The sequence below is a fragment of the Yersinia hibernica genome, from assembly GCF_004124235.1.
Classification (GTDB): domain Bacteria; phylum Pseudomonadota; class Gammaproteobacteria; order Enterobacterales; family Enterobacteriaceae; genus Yersinia; species Yersinia hibernica.
This window is the reverse complement of the sequence record NZ_CP032487.1, coordinates 1,436,317-1,453,991: the sequence shown is the minus strand read 5'-3', so window position 1 is coordinate 1,453,991 and position 17,675 is coordinate 1,436,317. Positions and strand designations below refer to the sequence as shown.

Below are 17,675 nucleotides of genomic sequence, written 5' to 3'. Positions count from 1 at the left end.
TTTAATAAAAGAGTCCATCTATCAAGAGGCCCCGTTATGAAAAATATAAATACGATGAAAATATTACTTTGTGAAGAGCCAACCAAGTTAGTTTATCAACAACGTGCATTACCCGTACCTAAAGCTGATGAAGCATTAATAAAGGTTTTAAATGTTGGTATTTGCGGTACAGATATACATGCATGGGCGGGTCACCAACCCTTTTTTAGTTACCCCCGGGTATTAGGTCATGAGATTTGTGGAGAAATAATAGGTTTGGGAGATGACGTTAATAATATGCATGCCGGACAACGAGTTGCTGTTATTCCCTATGTTGCTTGCCATCACTGTAATTCTTGTTTGAGCGGCAAAACAAATTGCTGTGAGAATATTTCCGTTATTGGTGTCCATCAAGATGGCGGTTTTAGTGAGTATTTATCTGTTCCGGTGAGCAATTTATTGGTCGTTGACGATGTTGACCCGATTTCTGCAGCCCTCATTGAGCCTTTCGCTATCAGTGCCCACGCGGTACGCCGGGCCGCTGTCCACCCTGATGAACATGTGTTGGTTGTGGGGGCCGGCCCAATTGGTTTAGGGGTTGCTGCGATTGCACAAGCTGATGGTGCGCATGTCGTGATGGCGGACACCAGTGAACAGCGCCGTGAGCATGTTAAAAATACATTGAATATCAGTGCATTAGACCCGAGCGCTGCACAGTTTGAGCAGCATTTGCGCCAGCAGTTTTCCGGCATGTTGCCATTAAAAGTGATTGATGCCACCGGAAACCAGCGCGCCATGAATAACACCGTCAACTTTATCCGCCACGGTGGCAGCATTGTGTTTGTCGGCTTATTCAAGGGGGACCTCAGTTTCCCAGATCCTGACTTCCATAAGAAAGAAACCACCATGATGGGCAGCCGAAACGCCACCTTTGAGGATTTTGCCAAAGTCGGAAAATTAATGGCGGCGGGAAAATTATCAGCGGAGATGATCCTTACTCATCGTTTTGAATTCAACACATTAGCAGAAATTTATGCGCAACAGGTCGTGAACAATAAGAACCTAATTAAAGGCGTTATTCAGTTCTGATATCACTCAATGAAAGGATGTAGCTCTATGTTAACGTTAAATCGCCGTGATTTTCCCGCTCGCCAACACCCGGATAAAGTTATTCAATTTGGCGAAGGTAATTTTTTACGGGCTTTTGTTGATTGGCAATTGGACTTGCTAAATGAATACACCGACCTTGATGCCGGAGTCGTGGTAATTCGCCCAATTAACAGTGACTTCCCCCCATCATTGAATACTCAGGATGGCTTGTACACCACAGTTATTCGCGGCCTGAATGAACAAGGTGAAGAAGTCAGTGACGCACGAATCATTCGCACGATTAATCGTGAAATTAATATCTATCAAGATTTCGCGGGTTATTTGGCCCTCGCGCGTGATGAAAACATTCGATGGGTTTTCTCTAACACGACTGAAGCGGGTATCAGTTACGTGGCGCAGGACACATTCAGTGACACCCCGCCTAGCAGTTACCCTGCGAAATTGACCCGCTTAATGTATGAGCGCTTCCAACATTTTTCTGGCGCGGCGGATAAGGGCTGGGTGCTGCTACCCTGCGAACTGATTGATTACAATGGCATAGCATTGCAAGAGTTGGTTTTACGCTATGCGCAGCAGTGGCAATTAGGTGAAGATTTCAGCCAATGGCTCGTGCAGCACAATACTTTTTGCTCAACATTAGTAGACCGCATCGTGACCGGCTATCCCCGTGATGAAGCACAAACCCTTGAAGCCGAGTTGGGTTATTACGATGCATTTCTCGATACTGCAGAATACTTTTACCTGTTTGTTATTCAAGGGCCACAATCTCTGGCGCAGGAATTACGTCTGGATAAATACCCGCTAAATATTCGTCTCGTCGATGATATTAAACCTTACAAAGAGCGCAAAGTGGCCATTTTGAATGGTGCGCACACCGCTTTGGTGCCGGTGGCCTATCTGGCGGGGTTAAATACCGTCGGTGAAGCCATGGCTGACCCACAAATCAGCCAATTTGTGGCGCAACTCATCAGTGAAGAGATTATCCCGGTCTTAGATTTACCCGCCGACGAGCTACAGGGCTTTGCCCAAGCCGTACTAGGCCGGTTTCGTAACCCTTTTATTCAGCACCAGTTGCTGTCTATCGCCCTCAATGGCATGACAAAATTCCGCACACGAATTTTGCCACAATTGCTCGCCAGCCAACGCCAACACGAGGTGCTACCTGCCCGTCTGACCTTCGCCTTTGCGGCGCTACTGATGTTTTATCGTGGGAAACGTGCCGCTGAAGACTATCCATTACAAGATGATGCCCACTGGCTAACTCGCTTTGCCACTCTTTGGCAGGAGGTCGATGCTGGCACTTTGCCAATGCGGGGGCTAGTACAATCGGTGTTAGCCGAGCGCGCGCACTGGGGGCAAGACCTCAACCAAGTCCCTCATCTAACAGACCACATTACCGAACAATTGCAGATAATTTTTCGGGCAGGAATGCGGGCAGCCTTAACCGCATGCTGTTAAAGCTTGCCGGACAGAAGCGAATACATATGCAAAAAACAATAAAAATACATCCACTGGATAATGTCGCCGTCGCGCTATATGCACTGCAAGCCGGTGAGCAGCTTGATATAAATGGGTATTTCGTCACCCTACCACAGGCCGTGAGTCGTGGGCATAAGTTTGCCTTACAGCCTCTGACTCATGGACAAAATATCATCAAGTATGGTCTACCCATTGGCCATGCGCTCAGTGATATCGCGGTGGGCGAACATATACATTCACAGAATGCCAAAACCAATTTGAGCGATTTGGACCATTACAGCTACCAACCAGAGGTGGGCATATTGCCGCCGCAAATGGCCGAACGCGAAGTACAGATTTACCGACGAGCTGAGAATGAAGTGGGGATCCGCAATGAATTATGGATTATCCCGACAGTTGGTTGCGTCAATGGTATTGCCCGACAGATCCAACAACGTTTCTTGCAGGCAAATAATGGGGCATCAGATATTGACGGTGTTTATCTTTTTAGCCATCCATTTGGTTGTTCGCAACTGGGTGACGACCATCAGAACACGCGCACTATGCTGCAAAATATGGTGCGACACCCAAATGCAGGGGCAGTCTTGGTGATTGGCTTGGGATGTGAAAATAATCAGGTCGATGCTTTTCGTGACACCCTTGGCCCGGTTGATGAGCAGCGGGTGAAGTTTATGATTTGCCAGCAACAAGGGGATGAGGTAGCGGCCGGTCTGGCGCAACTTCAGCAGTTATATGAGGTCATGCGCCATGATAAACGTGTTAATGGGCATATCAGCGAGTTGAAATTTGGGCTCGAATGCGGTGGTTCTGACGGGCTATCGGGGATTACTGCCAACCCATTATTAGGCCGTTTCTCTGATTATATTATTGCGCATGGCGGCACATCGGTACTGACGGAAGTGCCGGAGATGTTCGGAGCAGAACGTATACTGATGAGTCGTTGCCGTGATATCACCACCTTTGATAAGACGGTCAGTATGGTCAATGAATTTAAGCAATATTTTATTGACCATCACCAGCCCATTTATGAAAACCCCTCTCCGGGCAATAAAGCGGGTGGAATCACAACATTGGAAGAGAAATCTCTGGGATGCACCCAAAAGGCAGGCCAAAGTCAGGTTGTTGATGTACTGAAATATGCTGAAAGGCTGAAAACTCCGGGCTTAAATCTGCTCAGTGCCCCCGGCAATGATGCAGTGGCCACCAGCGCCTTAGCGGCTGCGGGTTGCCATATGGTGCTGTTCAGTACTGGGCGGGGCACCCCCTATGGCGGATTTGTCCCCACGGTTAAACTGGCGACCAACAGTGAACTGGCGGCGCAGAAGCCCCATTGGATTGATTTTGATGCTGGCAAACTGATTCACGGGGCCAATATGGAGGAGTTACTGAGCGAGTTTATCGAGCTGATTGTGGCCATCGCCAGTGGCCAACCGGCGCGCAATGAAGTCAATGATTTCCGCGAACTCGCTATTTTCAAAACCGGTGTTACTTTGTAGCAATCACCGCACGGGCAGGGTTTCGCTCTGCCCGTTATCTTATCTGAAACCCATCAGGCAACTGATGTTTCTTCACGGTCCAGGGCCAACTTACTTTTGAAACAGCATAAAGTGATAACAATCGCCAGCGGGATCCAGAATAAAATTATTGAGGTAATCAATGACATGACAGCATAGGTTTGTGGCGACGCCATCCCCAGCAAAATAGTCTGCAGCAGTCGGTTTAATCCCGGTAATAGAAAAATAATCCCAAACCACCAGCCGGACATATTGATATCATGCATTCTACGAATCCCCACAGCTAAGGTGGGCAACAGCAGGATCCCAAGCCAAAAGATATCCAGCAGATATAAACTGCCGACATACCCCATAAAAGCCAACATCAAAACTATCAAGATCTTGGCGACGATATTGATAATGATAAAACTCCAAAAATCGGTTCTCGATGATCGTCCATCAAAATCGACGTAACCACGCCAACCATTGAGATAACTTTTTCCTAGATTCATTGCCCTTCTTTGCTCTCAATATTCTGAATAAACAGTAAATTACGCTCATTCATAAGTATTGCCAATAGTTATCAGCCTTTAATATGCGGACTCAGCGAACATTTAATAGATTGAGGAACTACCGGGCACAGGCATGGCGCGGAGTGACCAAAATATCCTGTGACGTTTCGCAATTAAACAACTGACTTCGCGAATTTTGCATTTTACAGATGCCACTCATACACCAAGGCGTTATATTGATTACACATTTATCTTTAATAGATAACACCTAAAGGAGTTTTGCATGTTTGTTGTCAGCCTGACTTACCACCAGCCTCTCGACATCGTTGAACCACTGACTGAAAGCCATAAAGAGTGGTTGAAAAAATATTATGCTCAGGGCGTGTTCATCGCCTCTGGCCGAAAAGTACCGCGCACCGGTGGCATTATTTTGGCAAAAAGTATTGAGCGAGCCATGCTAGATAACATATTGGCAGAGGACCCATTTAATGCAGTGGCTAATTACAGTGTGACTGAGTTTATTCCCTCAATGGCTATCGAATCAGTCGAAGCACTAAAAACCCTATAGTTATCAGATGCAATAAGTCATAGCGACAGCCATGATTAATACCATGGCTGCTTCCCAAAATGGGCAGATTATGACGCGCCCCGTTGCTGCCGTTTTTCCATAATGCGAGGTAAATTTTCCTCCAGCCAGAGAGCTAATCCCTCAACCTGCTCCTGAACCTCTCTTCCCAATGGGGTTAATTTGTATTCCACATGCGGTGGCACAACTGGATAGGCAATACGGTCAACAAATCCATCTTCTTCAAGATTTTGTAGGGTTTGCGCCAACATTTTCTCACTTACACCGCCAATTTTTCTTCTCAATGCACTAAAGCGCAACGTTTCATTGCTCAACGCGATGAGCACCAAGACTCCCCAGCGGCTGGTGACGCGCTTGAGGACTTCTCGGGATGGGCAGTTTGCATTGAGCAATTCCCCCCGCCGAACTTGCTCCGGAAATGAGATAGTGCCAGCTAAATTTTGCGATTTCATTATTTCCATACTAACCTTTTTGTACGTACTTACTTTAAGTTAGTATATTGCATATGATTGTCTTAAGGGTGAGTTTTTAGTGAACTTCCATGTATTTTGCCTTAAACACAGTTCGTCACCCTCCCAATAGACCCAAAATCATTGGCGTGGCAGGCCGGAAGCATGTGCATACCGCCTCCTGCGACTTTAAGTTCGATGGGAATAACACAATATTTGGAGCGTCATAATGATCGCAGTAACCGGTGCCACCGGCCAACTCGGCCGCCTTGTTATTAACGCATTACTTAAAAAAGTACCTGCCAGTGAAATTATTGCCGCCGTTCGCAGCCCTGAAAAAGCCAGTGATTTGGCGGCACTCGGGGTTCAGGTACGCAAAGCGGATTATAGTCACCCCGCTACATTGGCAACCGCTTTCCAAGGGGTTGATAAACTGCTGTTAATCTCATCAAGTGAAGTAGGACAGCGCCTTGCTCAACATGCTGCTGTCATCAATGCCGCCAAACATGCGAACATCAAATTATTGGCCTATACCAGCTTGCTACATGCCGATGAAAGCCCACTGGGGTTAGGTGAAGAACACCGCGCCACAGAAGCACTTTTACGCGAATCGGGCCTGCCGGTGGTGCTATTACGCAATGGTTGGTACACCGAAAACTATGCAGCAAGTATCGCGCCGTCTTTAGCTCATGGCGCATTCATTGGGGCTGTGGGTGACGGGCAGATAGCCTCTGCCAGCCGAGAAGATTATGCCCAAGCTGCCGCCATCGTGCTGACTCAAGAAAATCAAGCGGGCAAAGTGTACGAATTAGCCGGTGATGACAGTTATACCCTGGCTGAGTTCTCAGCAGAAATTGCCCGCCAATCAGGCAAGCCCGTGGTCTATAAAAACTTGTCTGAAGCTGATTTCAGACAAGCACTAATCAGTGCCGGTTTACCTGATGGTTTCGCAGCCCTCCTAGCAGACTCTGATGCTGGGGCAGCTAAAGGCGGGTTATTTGATGATAGCCATACCTTGAGCAAACTTATTGGCCGCCCAACCACCCCTTATGCCAAAGTCATTGCTGCAACACTGGCTTCACTTTAACTTTTTTGTCATGACTTGTTGACCAGTAACCCTTGTGTTACTGGCCAACCCCCATACTTATCTAAACTTTCGCCGCGTCCAATGCCTGGGCTAGGTCATTGAGGATATCGTCAATATGCTCAATGCCAATCGACAACCGCACCATATCCCGTGGAACCCCCGCCTTCACAAGTTCTTCATCATTGAGTTGACGGTGGGTGGTGGAAGCTGGATGGCACGCTAATGATTTGGCATCACCAATATTCACCAACCGCACGATCAAATTCAGTGCATCAATAAATTTCGCCCCCGCAGCCTGACCACCATAAATACCGAATGATAATATCGCGGCAGGTTTGCCACCGAAATAGCGCAGGGCTAATTCATGCTCAGGATGGTCTGGTAAACCGGCATATTTCACCCAACTGACTTGTGGATGTTTTTGTAAATAATAAGCAACTTTCAATGCATTTTCTGTATGGCGTTCCATGCGCAACGCTAGGGTCTCTAACCCCTGTAATATCAAAAATGCATTGAATGGCGACAACGCCGCACCGGTATTTCTCAGCGGTACTACCCGACAACGGCCAATATAGGCAGCCGCACCAAACTGCTCGGTGTAGGTTACGCCGTGATAAGACGCATCCGGCGTATTTAATTGAATAAAGCGCTCAGGATATTGCGCCCAAGGAAACTTGCCTGAATCCACCACAATGCCGCCAATGCTGGAACCATGACCGCCGATATATTTAGTCAATGAATGCACCACAATATCCGCACCATATTCAAAGGGGCGACAAAGAATCGGTGTGGCGACAGTATTATCGACAATTAGCGGTACGCCATGACGATGGGCGGCATCAGCCAACTTTTTCAAATCAACAATATTGCCCGCAGGGTTACCAATTGATTCACAAAAAACAGCTTTTGTCCGCTCATCAATCAAGGCCTCTAATGTTTCAATATCATCATGATCAGCAAATCGGGTTTCAATCCCATAGCGCGGTAACGTGTGGGCCAGCAGATTGTAAGTCCCGCCATACAGCTTAGCCACCGACACAATGTTATCTCCGGCTTCTGCAATAGTTTGAATTGCATAAGTAATCGCTGCCATTCCGGATGCAACCGCCAGTGCCGCGATCCCGCCCTCCAATGCCGCAACTCGTTGTTCTAATACATCATTAGTCGGGTTCATGATGCGCGAGTAAATATTGCCTGCGACTTTTAAGTCAAACAGATCCGCACCATGCTGGGTATCATCAAAAGCAAAGGAGGAAGTCTGATAAATGGGTACTGCAACGGCCTTGGTGGTTGGGTCCGGAGAATAGCCTGCATGAATAGATAATGTTTCTAACTTCATTTTTTTCCCTTCTAAAATGACGATACCCAACCCGCTGCAAGTACACAGCGTACAGGTAGCCGAGCTACACTAGCCTGTGTTGATGAGCAGCGAACACAACGTAGAAACTTACAATAGAGGAATTAGTGAGTGACACATACCTCCCAAAGTAATTATTTAGCTATTAATTATAATTAAATGATATCAATCACAGATTCAGCCCGCCTGTGGCCGTGATCTATTAGCCGATAATGTTAGAGGCCACTCATATTAATGATGACGTCAATGAAATTTATTATTGATTAGCTAATCAGTATCTTTGAAATATATCACTCCAAATTTAAAATTAGATACTAAAATCACACCAAAACAGTTATAAGTCATTGATAAAAATCTATATATTAAATAACTATCTATTTGAAACTTAATCCCAATTGATAAACAATAAATTATATATACGAATTTATTATATTAATAATAAGTCATGCTGTAATTGCAGAGTAAATAGATAAAAAATAAAATTTCATGTTCAGCAACTTGAATTTTAACTCGACCGCTATACACGATAGATGAGAGCGACAACTAGCGGCGAGCTACACACTCCATTTACTGGCTTTATATTTTTACAAATCAACGCGCTATAAAAAATACCTCATTAGCGCTTTTCTCCTCTTCTATTTGTCATGTATACTGTATAAATAAACAGTATCGGTCAGTTGACAGCTTTGGGTTATCGCGCTCTCCCTTGTATCAATCATTTGGAGGCTCTATGGTTGCATTTGGTCATGCGGCACAAGACTATATTGAAAAAAGAATCGACCTAAATGAGCACTGTATTGCTCATCCGGCCGCCACTTTTTTTATGACGGCTGAAGGTGAATCTTTGGTCAATGCGGGTATCCACCATGGTGCGCTGTTAGTGATAGATCGCAGTTTACAAGCGCGACATGGGGATATTGTCATCGTCACCGTTGGGGGGGAATTCAGCATTAAGCGCCTTTACTTACGCCCCACCCTCCGCCTAGAAGCGCTTAATGCCAACTCCCCGCCACTAAAACTGTGCGAGGGGGATGAGGAGTGGGCCATTTTTGGCGTTATTACATTTAGTATCAATAAGTTAAAATGATGTTTGCTTTAGTTGATGTCAATTCTTTTTATGCCAGTTGCGAAACCGTGTTTCGACCAGACTTGTATGGCCGGCCAGTAGTGGTGCTCTCTAATAATGATGGCTGCGTAATAGCCCGCAGCCGCGAGGCTAAAGCCGTGGGGATCACTATGGGCGCGCCCTATTTTAAAATTCAACAAGTTATACGCCAGCATGGTGTAATTGCATTCAGTAGCAATTATGCGCTCTACAGTGATATGTCCGCGCGCGTGATGACTATTCTTGAGCAATTGGCTCCAGGAATTGAAATTTACTCAATTGATGAAGCCTTTCTCAGCCTAAAAGATGTCCAACCTTCCATTGCGCTGGAAGAATTTGGTCAATTTGTGCGAGATCATATACGAAAATTAACTGGCCTAAATGTTGGTGTAGGCATAGCCCCTAGCAAAACATTAGCTAAGTTGGCAAACCACGCCGCCAAGTTATGGCATAAAACCAGGGGGGTAGTCGATTTATCCAATCCCGAGCGCCAACGTAAGTTACTGGCACTCATGCCTGTCGCGGAGGTATGGGGCGTGGGCCGCCGTACGGCGAAAAAGCTTGAGATGATGGGGATCACCACAGCACTGCAACTCGCAGAAGCCAACCCTTCTTTGATTCGCAAAAATTTTAGTGTGGTGTTGGAGCGGACGGTAAGAGAGTTATGTGGTGAAGCGTGTTTAGCCGTTACTGAATTCGCCCCGACAAAACAACAAATAATCTGCTCACGTTCATTTAGCGAACGAATCACTGAATATCAAAGCATGCATGAGGCAGTTTGCAGTTATGCCGAGAAAGCCGCAGAAAAGCTGCGGAAAGAACATCAATACTGTCGCTATATATCAACATTTATCAAAACCAGCCCCTTTGCGACCAACGAGACCTACTACAGTAATGTTGCCAGCACCCGCCTCACTTTGCCGACGCTGGATTCGCGAGATATTATTAGTGCCGCACTTAAATGCCTAGCGGCAATTTGGCGGCCCGGTCATCGTTACCTGAAAGCAGGGATTGTATTAGGGGAATTTTCAAGTCACGGGATCGCCCAATTGGGGCTATTTGATGAGTGCAAACCGCGTATCAACAGTGAGCAATTAATGGCGACTATCGACAGCATTAATCAATCTGGAAAAAGCAAAATTGCCTTCATCGGACAAGGAATCAACCCAGAATGGCAGATGAAACGCGAAATGTTATCACCAGCATATACTACCCGTGTTACGGATATCCCGATCGCCATCATCAGATAACATCACTTGACATGCACTCTGGAGTGCCGTTTTATCAAAAAAAAGTATTAGAAGCATTGATGGCGGATCAACAAAAGCTCAGTCTGAACTGTATTAAAGAAAGGAATATTATGAGTGAATTTACCGGCTTTATTCAGGACGGCCTGACCTTCTTGCAACTTATCAGTCAAAACAACAATAAAGAATGGTTTGAGGAACATCGTGATATCTATGACAAGCATCTACTGCAACCCATGCGAAAACTGGTGAGTGACTTAAGTTCAGATATGCTAACTATTGATGAATTGTTTGAAGTTCGCCCAGCCATTGGTAAAACGATTTCCCGAATGAACCGGGATACACGTTTTTCTCATGACAAGTCACTGTATCGCAACAATATTTGGCTGACCTTTAAAAGATCGCGTAAAAACTGGACAGACGCACCAACATACTTTTTTGAGTTTGGCCCAGATTGGTGGCGATATGGGCTGGGCTATTACAGCGCATCCCGCACCACGATGGCGCTTTTTCGCCAACAATTAACCTGTGCTCCAGCAGATTTTCTTAAGATAGCGGAGTGCATTCATCCCAATTTCACAATTGAAGGAGAAAGTTATAAGCGGCCACTGATTAAAGACCAATCACCGCAATTGGCAGCATGGTACAACAAAAAATCGTGGGCATTAATCAGCCATCATAATGACATGGATATCCTGTTTTCCGAGCAACTAGTTGATATTTTAAGCAAAGACTTTAGGCGACTTTCTCCTATCTATGACTTCCTGATGAAAATAGAAGGATTGAAGAAAAGTCATTTAGTGTTAAATGGATTCTAATCCAGTATTCAGCATCCTTGTTAACTTTGCGCTCCCAGTCTTTGCAGGGATTGGTTATTGCTAATGAATATTTCTCACATTGATATACCAGGCAACTGTAACAAATAATCAACATGATATTCATAATTAACAAATATAATGAATGAATCACCCAATAAACATCACGCTTTGTAACTTTTAAGTAAAAAATACACATATTTAAAGCCAATAAAAGGCCAATAGGAAAATAAATTAATACTATTTTGCAAGACTCACTAGTTAATCACTAAAGAAAATAACAAACAAAAGCACAACAGCATGTTTTTTAAGTATTTTATTGCCAACTCAATTATTTAAAAAATAAATAAAAAGTTAAATATAAATAATGAATTCAGCTGACACCATCTATTAATTAATGATTTAAGCGCCCCAAATAAGTGCAATAAGAGCAATAAATAGCACCTTTATGGGGAATTAATAATTTAATAAATAAAAGCATAAAGTTTTATTGATGACTGCCGATTACCCTCAGTAATTATTGTCTTCCGCGATGATAAACAACCCCCATTTACTGAGGTTATTATGCGAGTGAACAAACCTGTCAGTCGGCAGGAGTTTCCCATTGGCCCCGATACCACCTTGCAATCGACCACCGATACTCAAGGTAATATCACCTATGCCAATGCCGCCTTTGTTCGTGCCAGTGGCTTTGAATATCAAAATTTACTGGGTCAACCTCACAATGTGGTGCGGCACCCGGATATGCCCCCTGCGGCGTTTGCCGATATGTGGCAAACCTTGAATGCCGGCCTCTCCTGGTCGTCATTGGTCAAAAATCGCCGGAAAAATGGCGACTATTATTGGGTTCGCGCCAATGCCACTCCATTACGTCATAATGGCCGTTTAACCGGCTATATTTCTGTGCGCATTGCCCCCACTCGTGAAGAAGTTAAGCAGGCCGAAGCGCTATATAGTGATTTTAACTCGGGTAAAGCCAAACATCGTCGCATTGCCTTGTACCGAGGTTTGATTGTCCGCACCGGCTGGCTCTCTTTCTTGTCATTATTGCAAACTTTGCCATTACGCTGGCGTTTACGCGGTGCATTATTGATGGCTGCACTGCTACCGACTGTCGCGGCGAAGGGGATGGGCATTAGCGGCTTACCCTTACTCGGGCTAGGGGTAACCACCCTTGTCAGTAGCCTGATAACATCACTTTGGCTCGAGCGCCAGGTCGCCCGCCCAATTGCCGCGATTTTACAGCAAGCCCAAGATGTCTCTTCCGGGCAAGCGGGTGATTATGTGCAACTCAATCGTGTGGATGAAATTGGCTATTTAATGCGGAGTGTCAATCAGTTGGGGTTGAATCTTCGCTCACTAACCGATGATGTCAGCGGCCAAGTAGATGGCATTAACACCGCCAGCAGTGAAATTGCCGCAGGTAATCGTGAGCTAAAAGTACGAACTGAACAAGCCACTGCCAATTTACAGCATATCGTCAGTGCTACTGAACAGTTAGTGGCAACCGTACAAAACAGCGCCAATAGTGCCAATGAAACCACATCACTCGCAGCCATGAGCAGCCATGCCGCGGAGAAAGGCAGCGAATTAATGCATCAGGTGATTAAAACCATGGGCACGATTAATGATTCCAGCCATCGTATTGTCGATATTATCAGTGTGATTGAGGGTATTGCTTTCCAAACCAATATTTTGGCACTCAATGCAGCGGTTGAAGCCGCACGTGCGGGTGAACAAGGCCGGGGTTTTGCCGTCGTTGCCAGTGAAGTCCGCCATTTGGCCCAGCGATCTTCCACTGCGGCGAAAGAGATTAAACACTTAATCGAAACCAGTGTGGAGCGAGTGCGCGATGGTAGCGCATTAGTCCAAAATGCCGGCGCTACCATGGATAATATCGTCAAACAAGCGGGCCAAGTTTCGACCTTAATCAGTGAAATCAGCACCTCAACTCATGAACAGACGCAAGCTCTGGGGCAGATTAGTCAATCAATTGGTCAGTTGGATCAAATGACGCATCAGAATGCGGCCATGGTGGAGCAATATGCCGGTGCAGCAGAAGAGTTAGCGCATCGTACCCTGCGCCTAACCGCCGCGGTTCGGATTTATCGTCCGCAAAATTAAGATGGACTCAAATAATATCTCGTTGAAATGGCGTGAATAAATCAAGAGAACAAGCACAATCCGCGCATTATCTGTTATGGATGCTATAACTGACTATTCATCTGTCATAGCAATAAACAGAAACCCCGCTATAGTGGGTAGCTGGTTATTCAATTATTAAATAAGGAGTTTTATGTCATCACTTAATCAAACATCTGTTCGCGCCCAACAAGGTGAAACTGATGCAAACTTACCTGGTGAAGATCACTTGATCGCCCATGAAGCTTTGCTTGTCGCGTTAATGGTTGAATGTGCTAATGAGTCAGATAATGATCAATTTCTGTTCAGCATCCGAGAAACACTGAATGGAATTTTAAGCTCTTCCCGTTACCTTGATGCAAGCAAAATAGCCAATGGCTTGATTGATGAGGCTGATGATAAAGCCAACCGCTAGTTTCCAGCCCTCACTCATGAGGGCTTTTTATTGGTCGCGAGAGTCAACACCACCGCACCGGTTGATCAATAATGGCAAGAAAACGATAATCAACCGCTGAGAACGGCAACATAATCCATTGAGGAAAGTAATGGCTTCGCTGAAAGAAGTGGCAAATCTGGCGTCAGTTTCATTAATGACAGTTTCTCGGGCCATCAATAACCCAGAACAACTGCGCCCAGAAACTTATCAGCGAGTGATGCAGGCTATTGAGGCCCTTAATTATGTGCCTGATTTTTCTGCACGAAAAATGAGGGGTAATACGGCCCAAACATCGACTCTGGCCGTGCTCGCGTGGGATACCGCCACCACCCCTTTTTCAGTTGAAATATTACTGTCCATTGAGCTAACAGCACGTGAATTTGGTTGGAATAGTTTTTTGGTCAATCTCACGTCGCAAGAAGATAGCGAGCGCGCAGTTAACCAGTTGCTGGCCCAACGTCCTGACGGCATTATTTTTACGTCAATGGGGCTACGGCAAGTGACCATCCCCGAGCGCCTGCGGGATAAAAATATTGTGTTGGCTAACTGTGTCAGTGAAAACCATACCATCCCCAGTTACATTCCTGATGACTTTGATGGTCAGTATCAGGCGATGAAATTGCTGTTAAGCCGCGGTTACCAGCGGCCATTGTGTATTTATCTTCCCGATTGCACTCTGGCGGGCAGGGCTCGGCGCGCGGGTGCAGAAAAAGCTTGGCTGGAATCAGCTCGGCCAATAGCGCAGTTGCGCCAGTGTCATTTAGCCTGGGGAGATGAACATTATCAAGATGTTATCCCCCTATTAGACCGCTACTGCCCCGAGGGGAAACCGGACTTTGATGTGCTGATTTGCGGCAACGACCGCATTGCTTTTCTGGCCTATCAAGTGCTGTTAGCAAAAGGTATCACCATCCCGCAGCAAGTGGCGGTAGTCGGTTATGACAATATGGTCGGCATCGGTGAACTATTTCTACCACCACTGACCACCGTGCAATTGCCCCATTATGATATTGGCCGGGAAGCCGCCCTGCATTTGATTGAAGGGCGGGAATCGCGTTTAACACAGCGGCTACCTTGCCCACTGCTTGAGCGGGCGTCCATTTCAGCGATTTGAGGGTTAGCGAGTCACTAAATGCCAATATTTAGCGCTCAGCAGTTCCGCCGGGCCATTCTCTGCAAATAATGATAAATAGCGCTCATGCGGCTCAGGATAGATACGGCTACTCATACAGGCCTGCCCATCATTGATAAATACCTCGATCGATGAGCTATCAATAAAGACACGCAATGATAATAATCCTGACTCGGCCAGAGCCACACTGCGATATCCCGTCAAACCATGCTGCGGATAATATCGCTCGAGAATGAGTCGATTAGCCTGATTATCCACATAAATAGATACTCGACCTCCCGTTCCATGGCTATCACCCAGCTGCAAACCATATTTTTCCGCCTGGCTGGTGGCGGTATCCCACAGCAACTGCCATTCCATACTGCGGCAGTTTTCGAGCAACAGTTGTTTATCTTGCAACCGCGTGGCGGGAATAGCTGACTGACTGGACTGCCTTAATGCTTCAACTTCTCGTATTGGCTGCATCAATAGCTGGCCTTGAGTATCAAGACTTAATTCCCGTGGTAACGTCAGGCAACCGCACCAATTATCGGCTTTAGTCGGCATGGGAGATTGCCACATATCCATCCACCCAATGATGACTCGACGACCATCAGCAGTCAGTAGGGATTGCGGTGCATAGAAATCATGGCCGTGATCCAACTCGGTAAAAGGTTGAGATGGGGTAAAATCGCCACCTGGCTGCCATTGTCCGCGCAACACCCCACTTTGGAACAAGTTCCGATGGCGGTAACCTTGCGCAGCCAAGCCCTGTGGTGAAAACATCAGGATTCGCTCATCACCCAATGGAAAGAAATCTGGGCATTCCCACATATATCCCATATCATCATCGGCACGCGCCAAAACTTGCATAAATTGCCATTCATGCAGTGAAATTCCGCGATATAGCAAAACTTGCCCATGATCGCGCGAATCTCGGGCACCAACAACCATCCACCAATAATCATCCTCAAACCACACTTTAGGATCACGAAAATGCATGATGCCCTCAGGAGGAGTCAGCACAACACCCTGCTTGTCAAAATGTATGCCATCCTGGCTGGTCGCCAGACACTGAACTTCGCGAATGGCACTGTCATCGCCCTCATCTTTAAGCCAAACATGGCCGGTATAAATCAGACTTAACACGCCATTGTCGTCAACCGCACAGCCAGAAAAACAGCCGTCTTTATCCCACGGGTCTCCCGGTGCTAATGCAATCGGCTGATGCTGCCAACACAGCATATCGGGGCTGGTCGCATGGCCCCAGTGCATCGGCCCCCAATTTTCATCATAGGGGTGATGCTGATAAAACGCGTGATAGTGCCCCTTGAAAAAAATCAGCCCATTAGGATCATTCATCCACCCCGCTGGCGGAGCCAAATGGAAATGGGGATAGAAATTCTGGCCGACCTGAGAAGCTAAAGTTTGTTGTGCGGCATTTGCCCGCTCAATTAATGAATTCATAGTGCTCGCTTAGTCGTTAACTGTAAGGAAGGATCATCAGCTCGCGGCTCGCCCCGCAGCATAAAACTGGAAATAATAGTCAACCCGAGGACAATTCCCCCCATTATCATGTAGGTATCCGCGAACCCAATCTGGTCGTAGCCAATACCTGCCAATGGCGAAAATATGCTGGCACACACTTGAGTCACAAACTGGAATCCCACCAGATACAAGGTGGCTGATAGCCGTGGATCGAAATTGGCGGCGATATACTTAAAAATCGCGATCAGTAGAATTGGCAACTCGACTGCATGTAAGAGTTTCATCAGTGAAATAGTGGCGGCATCTTGGGCTAATCCTGAGCCAAATATGCGCATGGCCATAATCAATCCACTTAGCAATAAACCTTTTTTGGCTCCAATGTGGTTAACTAAGAATGGCGCAAGAAACATGCCGCCAGCTTCTAAGAAGACTTGTAATGAATTAAGAAAACCGTACATCTCATTGCCATGTCGAGGGTTGGCAAATAAAGAAGAAAAATACACCGGGAATTGCTGGTCATATACGTTATAAACGCTGACTCCAGTCACAAACACCACCAGCGCCCAGAAACGTGGCAGACGGAGTAATGACAAGGTATCCGTCAGTGTCAGAGCGCTGCTCTTGCCATATTCCAGTGCCCCCATCGCATCTGTTTTGACTTCATGTAAATGCCACAACAACAATAAAAATAGCGCTGCCGAAGCCGAAGCCATCCAGAAATTAATGTTAGGATTAATATTAAATAACATACCCGCAAAGAAAGTCGCCCCCGCCCAGCCCAGCGAGCCCCACATCCGAGCCTGACCAAATTCGAACCCACTAATCCGGCTAACTCGCTCAGTATAAGACTCAAGGGCACCAATCCCGGCAAAGAACGTCATTCCCATATATAAGCCGCCCACAACTGCACCGGCGAGAATATTGACGCGCAATAAAGGGGCATAAATATAAATAAAAAAAGGGCCACTGATCAGCAGCAAAATACCAATAGCCCATAAAAGATGTTTTTTAAGCCCTAACTTATCTTGTATCACCCCATATAGCGGCTGCACGCATAGCGCCGTTATAGCAATAGCAGAGAAAGTCGCCCCGGTTTCGGCCCCTTTTAACCCTACATATTGGTTGAGCCATATAGAAAATAAAGAAAACGCTGATGACCAAGTAAAGAAAAACGTAAACAGTAAGCCACTTAAAATTAGATATTGATTGCGGACAGAGTGTTTCATGGCGAGATCCTGTTGAAGATTTACGCCCATTGTTAACGTTAACTTTTCAGTTT

Annotated in this window: 16 protein-coding genes; 11 read left to right on the top strand and 5 right to left on the bottom strand. The window is 46.1% G+C overall.

Translation table 11 applies throughout. The features are described 5' to 3' along the window. The first annotated feature begins 45 nt into the window (after nt 1-45). From D5F51_RS06735 to D5F51_RS06725, 3 genes are read left to right on the top strand one after another with little or no spacing between them, the layout of a single operon-like run. Nucleotides 46-1,068, top strand: coding sequence for a zinc-binding alcohol dehydrogenase family protein (locus D5F51_RS06735; protein WP_167480537.1), 1,023 nt, complete (start codon nt 46-48; stop codon nt 1,066-1,068). 27 nt (nt 1,069-1,095) lie between these two features. Beyond that, entirely contained in the window at nt 1,096-2,547 is a 1,452-nt protein-coding gene (locus tag D5F51_RS06730) for a tagaturonate reductase (RefSeq protein WP_129195957.1), read from the top strand. 26 nt (nt 2,548-2,573) lie between these two features. After that, the gene (locus tag D5F51_RS06725) at nt 2,574-4,064 is read left to right on the top strand and encodes a UxaA family hydrolase (protein WP_129195956.1); all 1,491 of its coding nucleotides are present in this window, start codon (nt 2,574-2,576) and stop codon (nt 4,062-4,064) included. A gap of 53 nt (nt 4,065-4,117) precedes the next feature. On the opposite strand, the gene D5F51_RS06720 is transcribed toward D5F51_RS06725, so the two are convergent. Beyond that, on the bottom strand, nt 4,118-4,573 hold the full coding sequence (locus D5F51_RS06720) for a DUF805 domain-containing protein (RefSeq protein WP_129195955.1): 456 nt from the start codon (nt 4,571-4,573) through the stop codon (nt 4,118-4,120). Nucleotides 4,574-4,856: 283 nt separating this feature from the next. Here D5F51_RS06720 and D5F51_RS06715 point away from each other — a divergent pair, with 283 nt between their 5' ends. Next, complete coding sequence (locus tag D5F51_RS06715) at nt 4,857-5,141, top strand: YciI family protein (protein WP_129195954.1); 285 nt, start codon at nt 4,857-4,859, stop codon at nt 5,139-5,141. A gap of 68 nt (nt 5,142-5,209) precedes the next feature. Here the strand turns inward: D5F51_RS06715 and D5F51_RS06710 are convergent, their stop codons facing one another. After that, the gene (locus tag D5F51_RS06710) at nt 5,210-5,620 is read right to left on the bottom strand and encodes a winged helix-turn-helix transcriptional regulator (protein WP_186368156.1); all 411 of its coding nucleotides are present in this window, start codon (nt 5,618-5,620) and stop codon (nt 5,210-5,212) included. A 217-nt stretch (nt 5,621-5,837) separates the two neighbouring features. On the opposite strand from D5F51_RS06710, the gene D5F51_RS06705 reads away from it, so the two are divergent. Next, nucleotides 5,838-6,695 carry an SDR family oxidoreductase gene (locus D5F51_RS06705; RefSeq protein ID WP_129195953.1) on the top strand — a complete coding sequence of 286 codons (858 nt, stop codon included), beginning with the start codon at nt 5,838-5,840 and terminating at the stop codon, nt 6,693-6,695. A gap of 61 nt (nt 6,696-6,756) precedes the next feature. Here D5F51_RS06705 and D5F51_RS06700 read toward each other — a convergent pair whose 3' ends face one another. Beyond that, nucleotides 6,757-8,034 (bottom strand): bifunctional O-acetylhomoserine aminocarboxypropyltransferase/cysteine synthase, encoded by a 1,278-nt coding sequence (locus tag D5F51_RS06700; RefSeq protein ID WP_129195952.1) that lies wholly within the window; start codon nt 8,032-8,034, stop codon nt 6,757-6,759. 748 nt (nt 8,035-8,782) lie between these two features. Here D5F51_RS06700 and umuD point away from each other — a divergent pair. The 6 genes from umuD to D5F51_RS06670 all read left to right on the top strand — a co-directional run bounded on the left by umuD (nt 8,783) and on the right by D5F51_RS06670 (nt 14,911). After that, a complete protein-coding gene (gene umuD, locus D5F51_RS06695; RefSeq protein ID WP_025378581.1) occupies nt 8,783-9,139 on the top strand; it encodes a translesion error-prone DNA polymerase V autoproteolytic subunit in 357 nt (118 codons plus the stop codon). Beyond that, nucleotides 9,139-10,407 (top strand): translesion error-prone DNA polymerase V subunit UmuC, encoded by a 1,269-nt coding sequence (gene umuC / locus D5F51_RS06690; protein ID WP_129199235.1) that lies wholly within the window; start codon nt 9,139-9,141, stop codon nt 10,405-10,407. The genes umuD and umuC overlap by 1 nt, the downstream gene beginning before the upstream one ends. Before the next feature lie 107 nt (nt 10,408-10,514). Next, entirely contained in the window at nt 10,515-11,222 is a 708-nt protein-coding gene (locus D5F51_RS06685) for a DUF2461 domain-containing protein (RefSeq protein WP_129199234.1), read from the top strand. 561 nt (nt 11,223-11,783) lie between these two features. After that, the gene (locus tag D5F51_RS06680; RefSeq protein ID WP_129195951.1) at nt 11,784-13,343 is read left to right on the top strand and encodes a methyl-accepting chemotaxis protein; all 1,560 of its coding nucleotides are present in this window, start codon (nt 11,784-11,786) and stop codon (nt 13,341-13,343) included. A 172-nt stretch (nt 13,344-13,515) separates the two neighbouring features. After that, nucleotides 13,516-13,776, top strand: coding sequence for a hypothetical protein (locus D5F51_RS06675; protein ID WP_025378584.1), 261 nt, complete (start codon nt 13,516-13,518; stop codon nt 13,774-13,776). A gap of 130 nt (nt 13,777-13,906) precedes the next feature. Continuing rightward, on the top strand, nt 13,907-14,911 hold the full coding sequence (locus D5F51_RS06670) for a LacI family DNA-binding transcriptional regulator (protein WP_025378585.1): 1,005 nt from the start codon (nt 13,907-13,909) through the stop codon (nt 14,909-14,911). 3 nt (nt 14,912-14,914) lie between these two features. Here D5F51_RS06670 and D5F51_RS06665 read toward each other — a convergent pair whose 3' ends face one another. Next, nucleotides 14,915-16,375, bottom strand: a complete 1,461-nt coding sequence (locus D5F51_RS06665) for a glycoside hydrolase family 32 protein (protein ID WP_129195950.1) — start codon at nt 16,373-16,375, stop codon at nt 14,915-14,917. Beyond that, on the bottom strand, nt 16,372-17,622 hold the full coding sequence (locus D5F51_RS06660) for an MFS transporter (RefSeq protein ID WP_129195949.1): 1,251 nt from the start codon (nt 17,620-17,622) through the stop codon (nt 16,372-16,374). The genes D5F51_RS06665 and D5F51_RS06660 overlap by 4 nt, the downstream gene beginning before the upstream one ends. Nucleotides 17,623-17,675: the final 53 nt, after the last annotated feature.

Excerpts from the sequence above, each read along its gene's own strand:
- D5F51_RS06730 (WP_129195957.1), top strand. The coding sequence starts at position 1,096 with ATGTTAACGTTAAATCGCCGTGATTTTCCCGCTCGCCAACACCCGGAT.
- D5F51_RS06725 (WP_129195956.1), top strand. The coding sequence starts at position 2,574 with ATGCAAAAAACAATAAAAATACATCCACTGGATAATGTCGCCGTCGCG.
- D5F51_RS06720 (WP_129195955.1), bottom strand. The coding sequence starts at position 4,573 with ATGAATCTAGGAAAAAGTTATCTCAATGGTTGGCGTGGTTACGTCGAT.
- D5F51_RS06715 (WP_129195954.1), top strand. The coding sequence starts at position 4,857 with ATGTTTGTTGTCAGCCTGACTTACCACCAGCCTCTCGACATCGTTGAA.
- D5F51_RS06710 (WP_186368156.1), bottom strand. The coding sequence starts at position 5,620 with ATGGAAATAATGAAATCGCAAAATTTAGCTGGCACTATCTCATTTCCG.
- D5F51_RS06705 (WP_129195953.1), top strand. The coding sequence starts at position 5,838 with ATGATCGCAGTAACCGGTGCCACCGGCCAACTCGGCCGCCTTGTTATT.
- D5F51_RS06700 (WP_129195952.1), bottom strand. The coding sequence starts at position 8,034 with ATGAAGTTAGAAACATTATCTATTCATGCAGGCTATTCTCCGGACCCA.
- umuD (WP_025378581.1), top strand. The coding sequence starts at position 8,783 with ATGGTTGCATTTGGTCATGCGGCACAAGACTATATTGAAAAAAGAATC.
- umuC (WP_129199235.1), top strand. The coding sequence starts at position 9,139 with ATGTTTGCTTTAGTTGATGTCAATTCTTTTTATGCCAGTTGCGAAACC.
- D5F51_RS06680 (WP_129195951.1), top strand. The coding sequence starts at position 11,784 with ATGCGAGTGAACAAACCTGTCAGTCGGCAGGAGTTTCCCATTGGCCCC.
- D5F51_RS06675 (WP_025378584.1), top strand. The coding sequence starts at position 13,516 with ATGTCATCACTTAATCAAACATCTGTTCGCGCCCAACAAGGTGAAACT.
- D5F51_RS06670 (WP_025378585.1), top strand. The coding sequence starts at position 13,907 with ATGGCTTCGCTGAAAGAAGTGGCAAATCTGGCGTCAGTTTCATTAATG.
- D5F51_RS06665 (WP_129195950.1), bottom strand. The coding sequence starts at position 16,375 with ATGAATTCATTAATTGAGCGGGCAAATGCCGCACAACAAACTTTAGCT.
- D5F51_RS06660 (WP_129195949.1), bottom strand. The coding sequence starts at position 17,622 with ATGAAACACTCTGTCCGCAATCAATATCTAATTTTAAGTGGCTTACTG.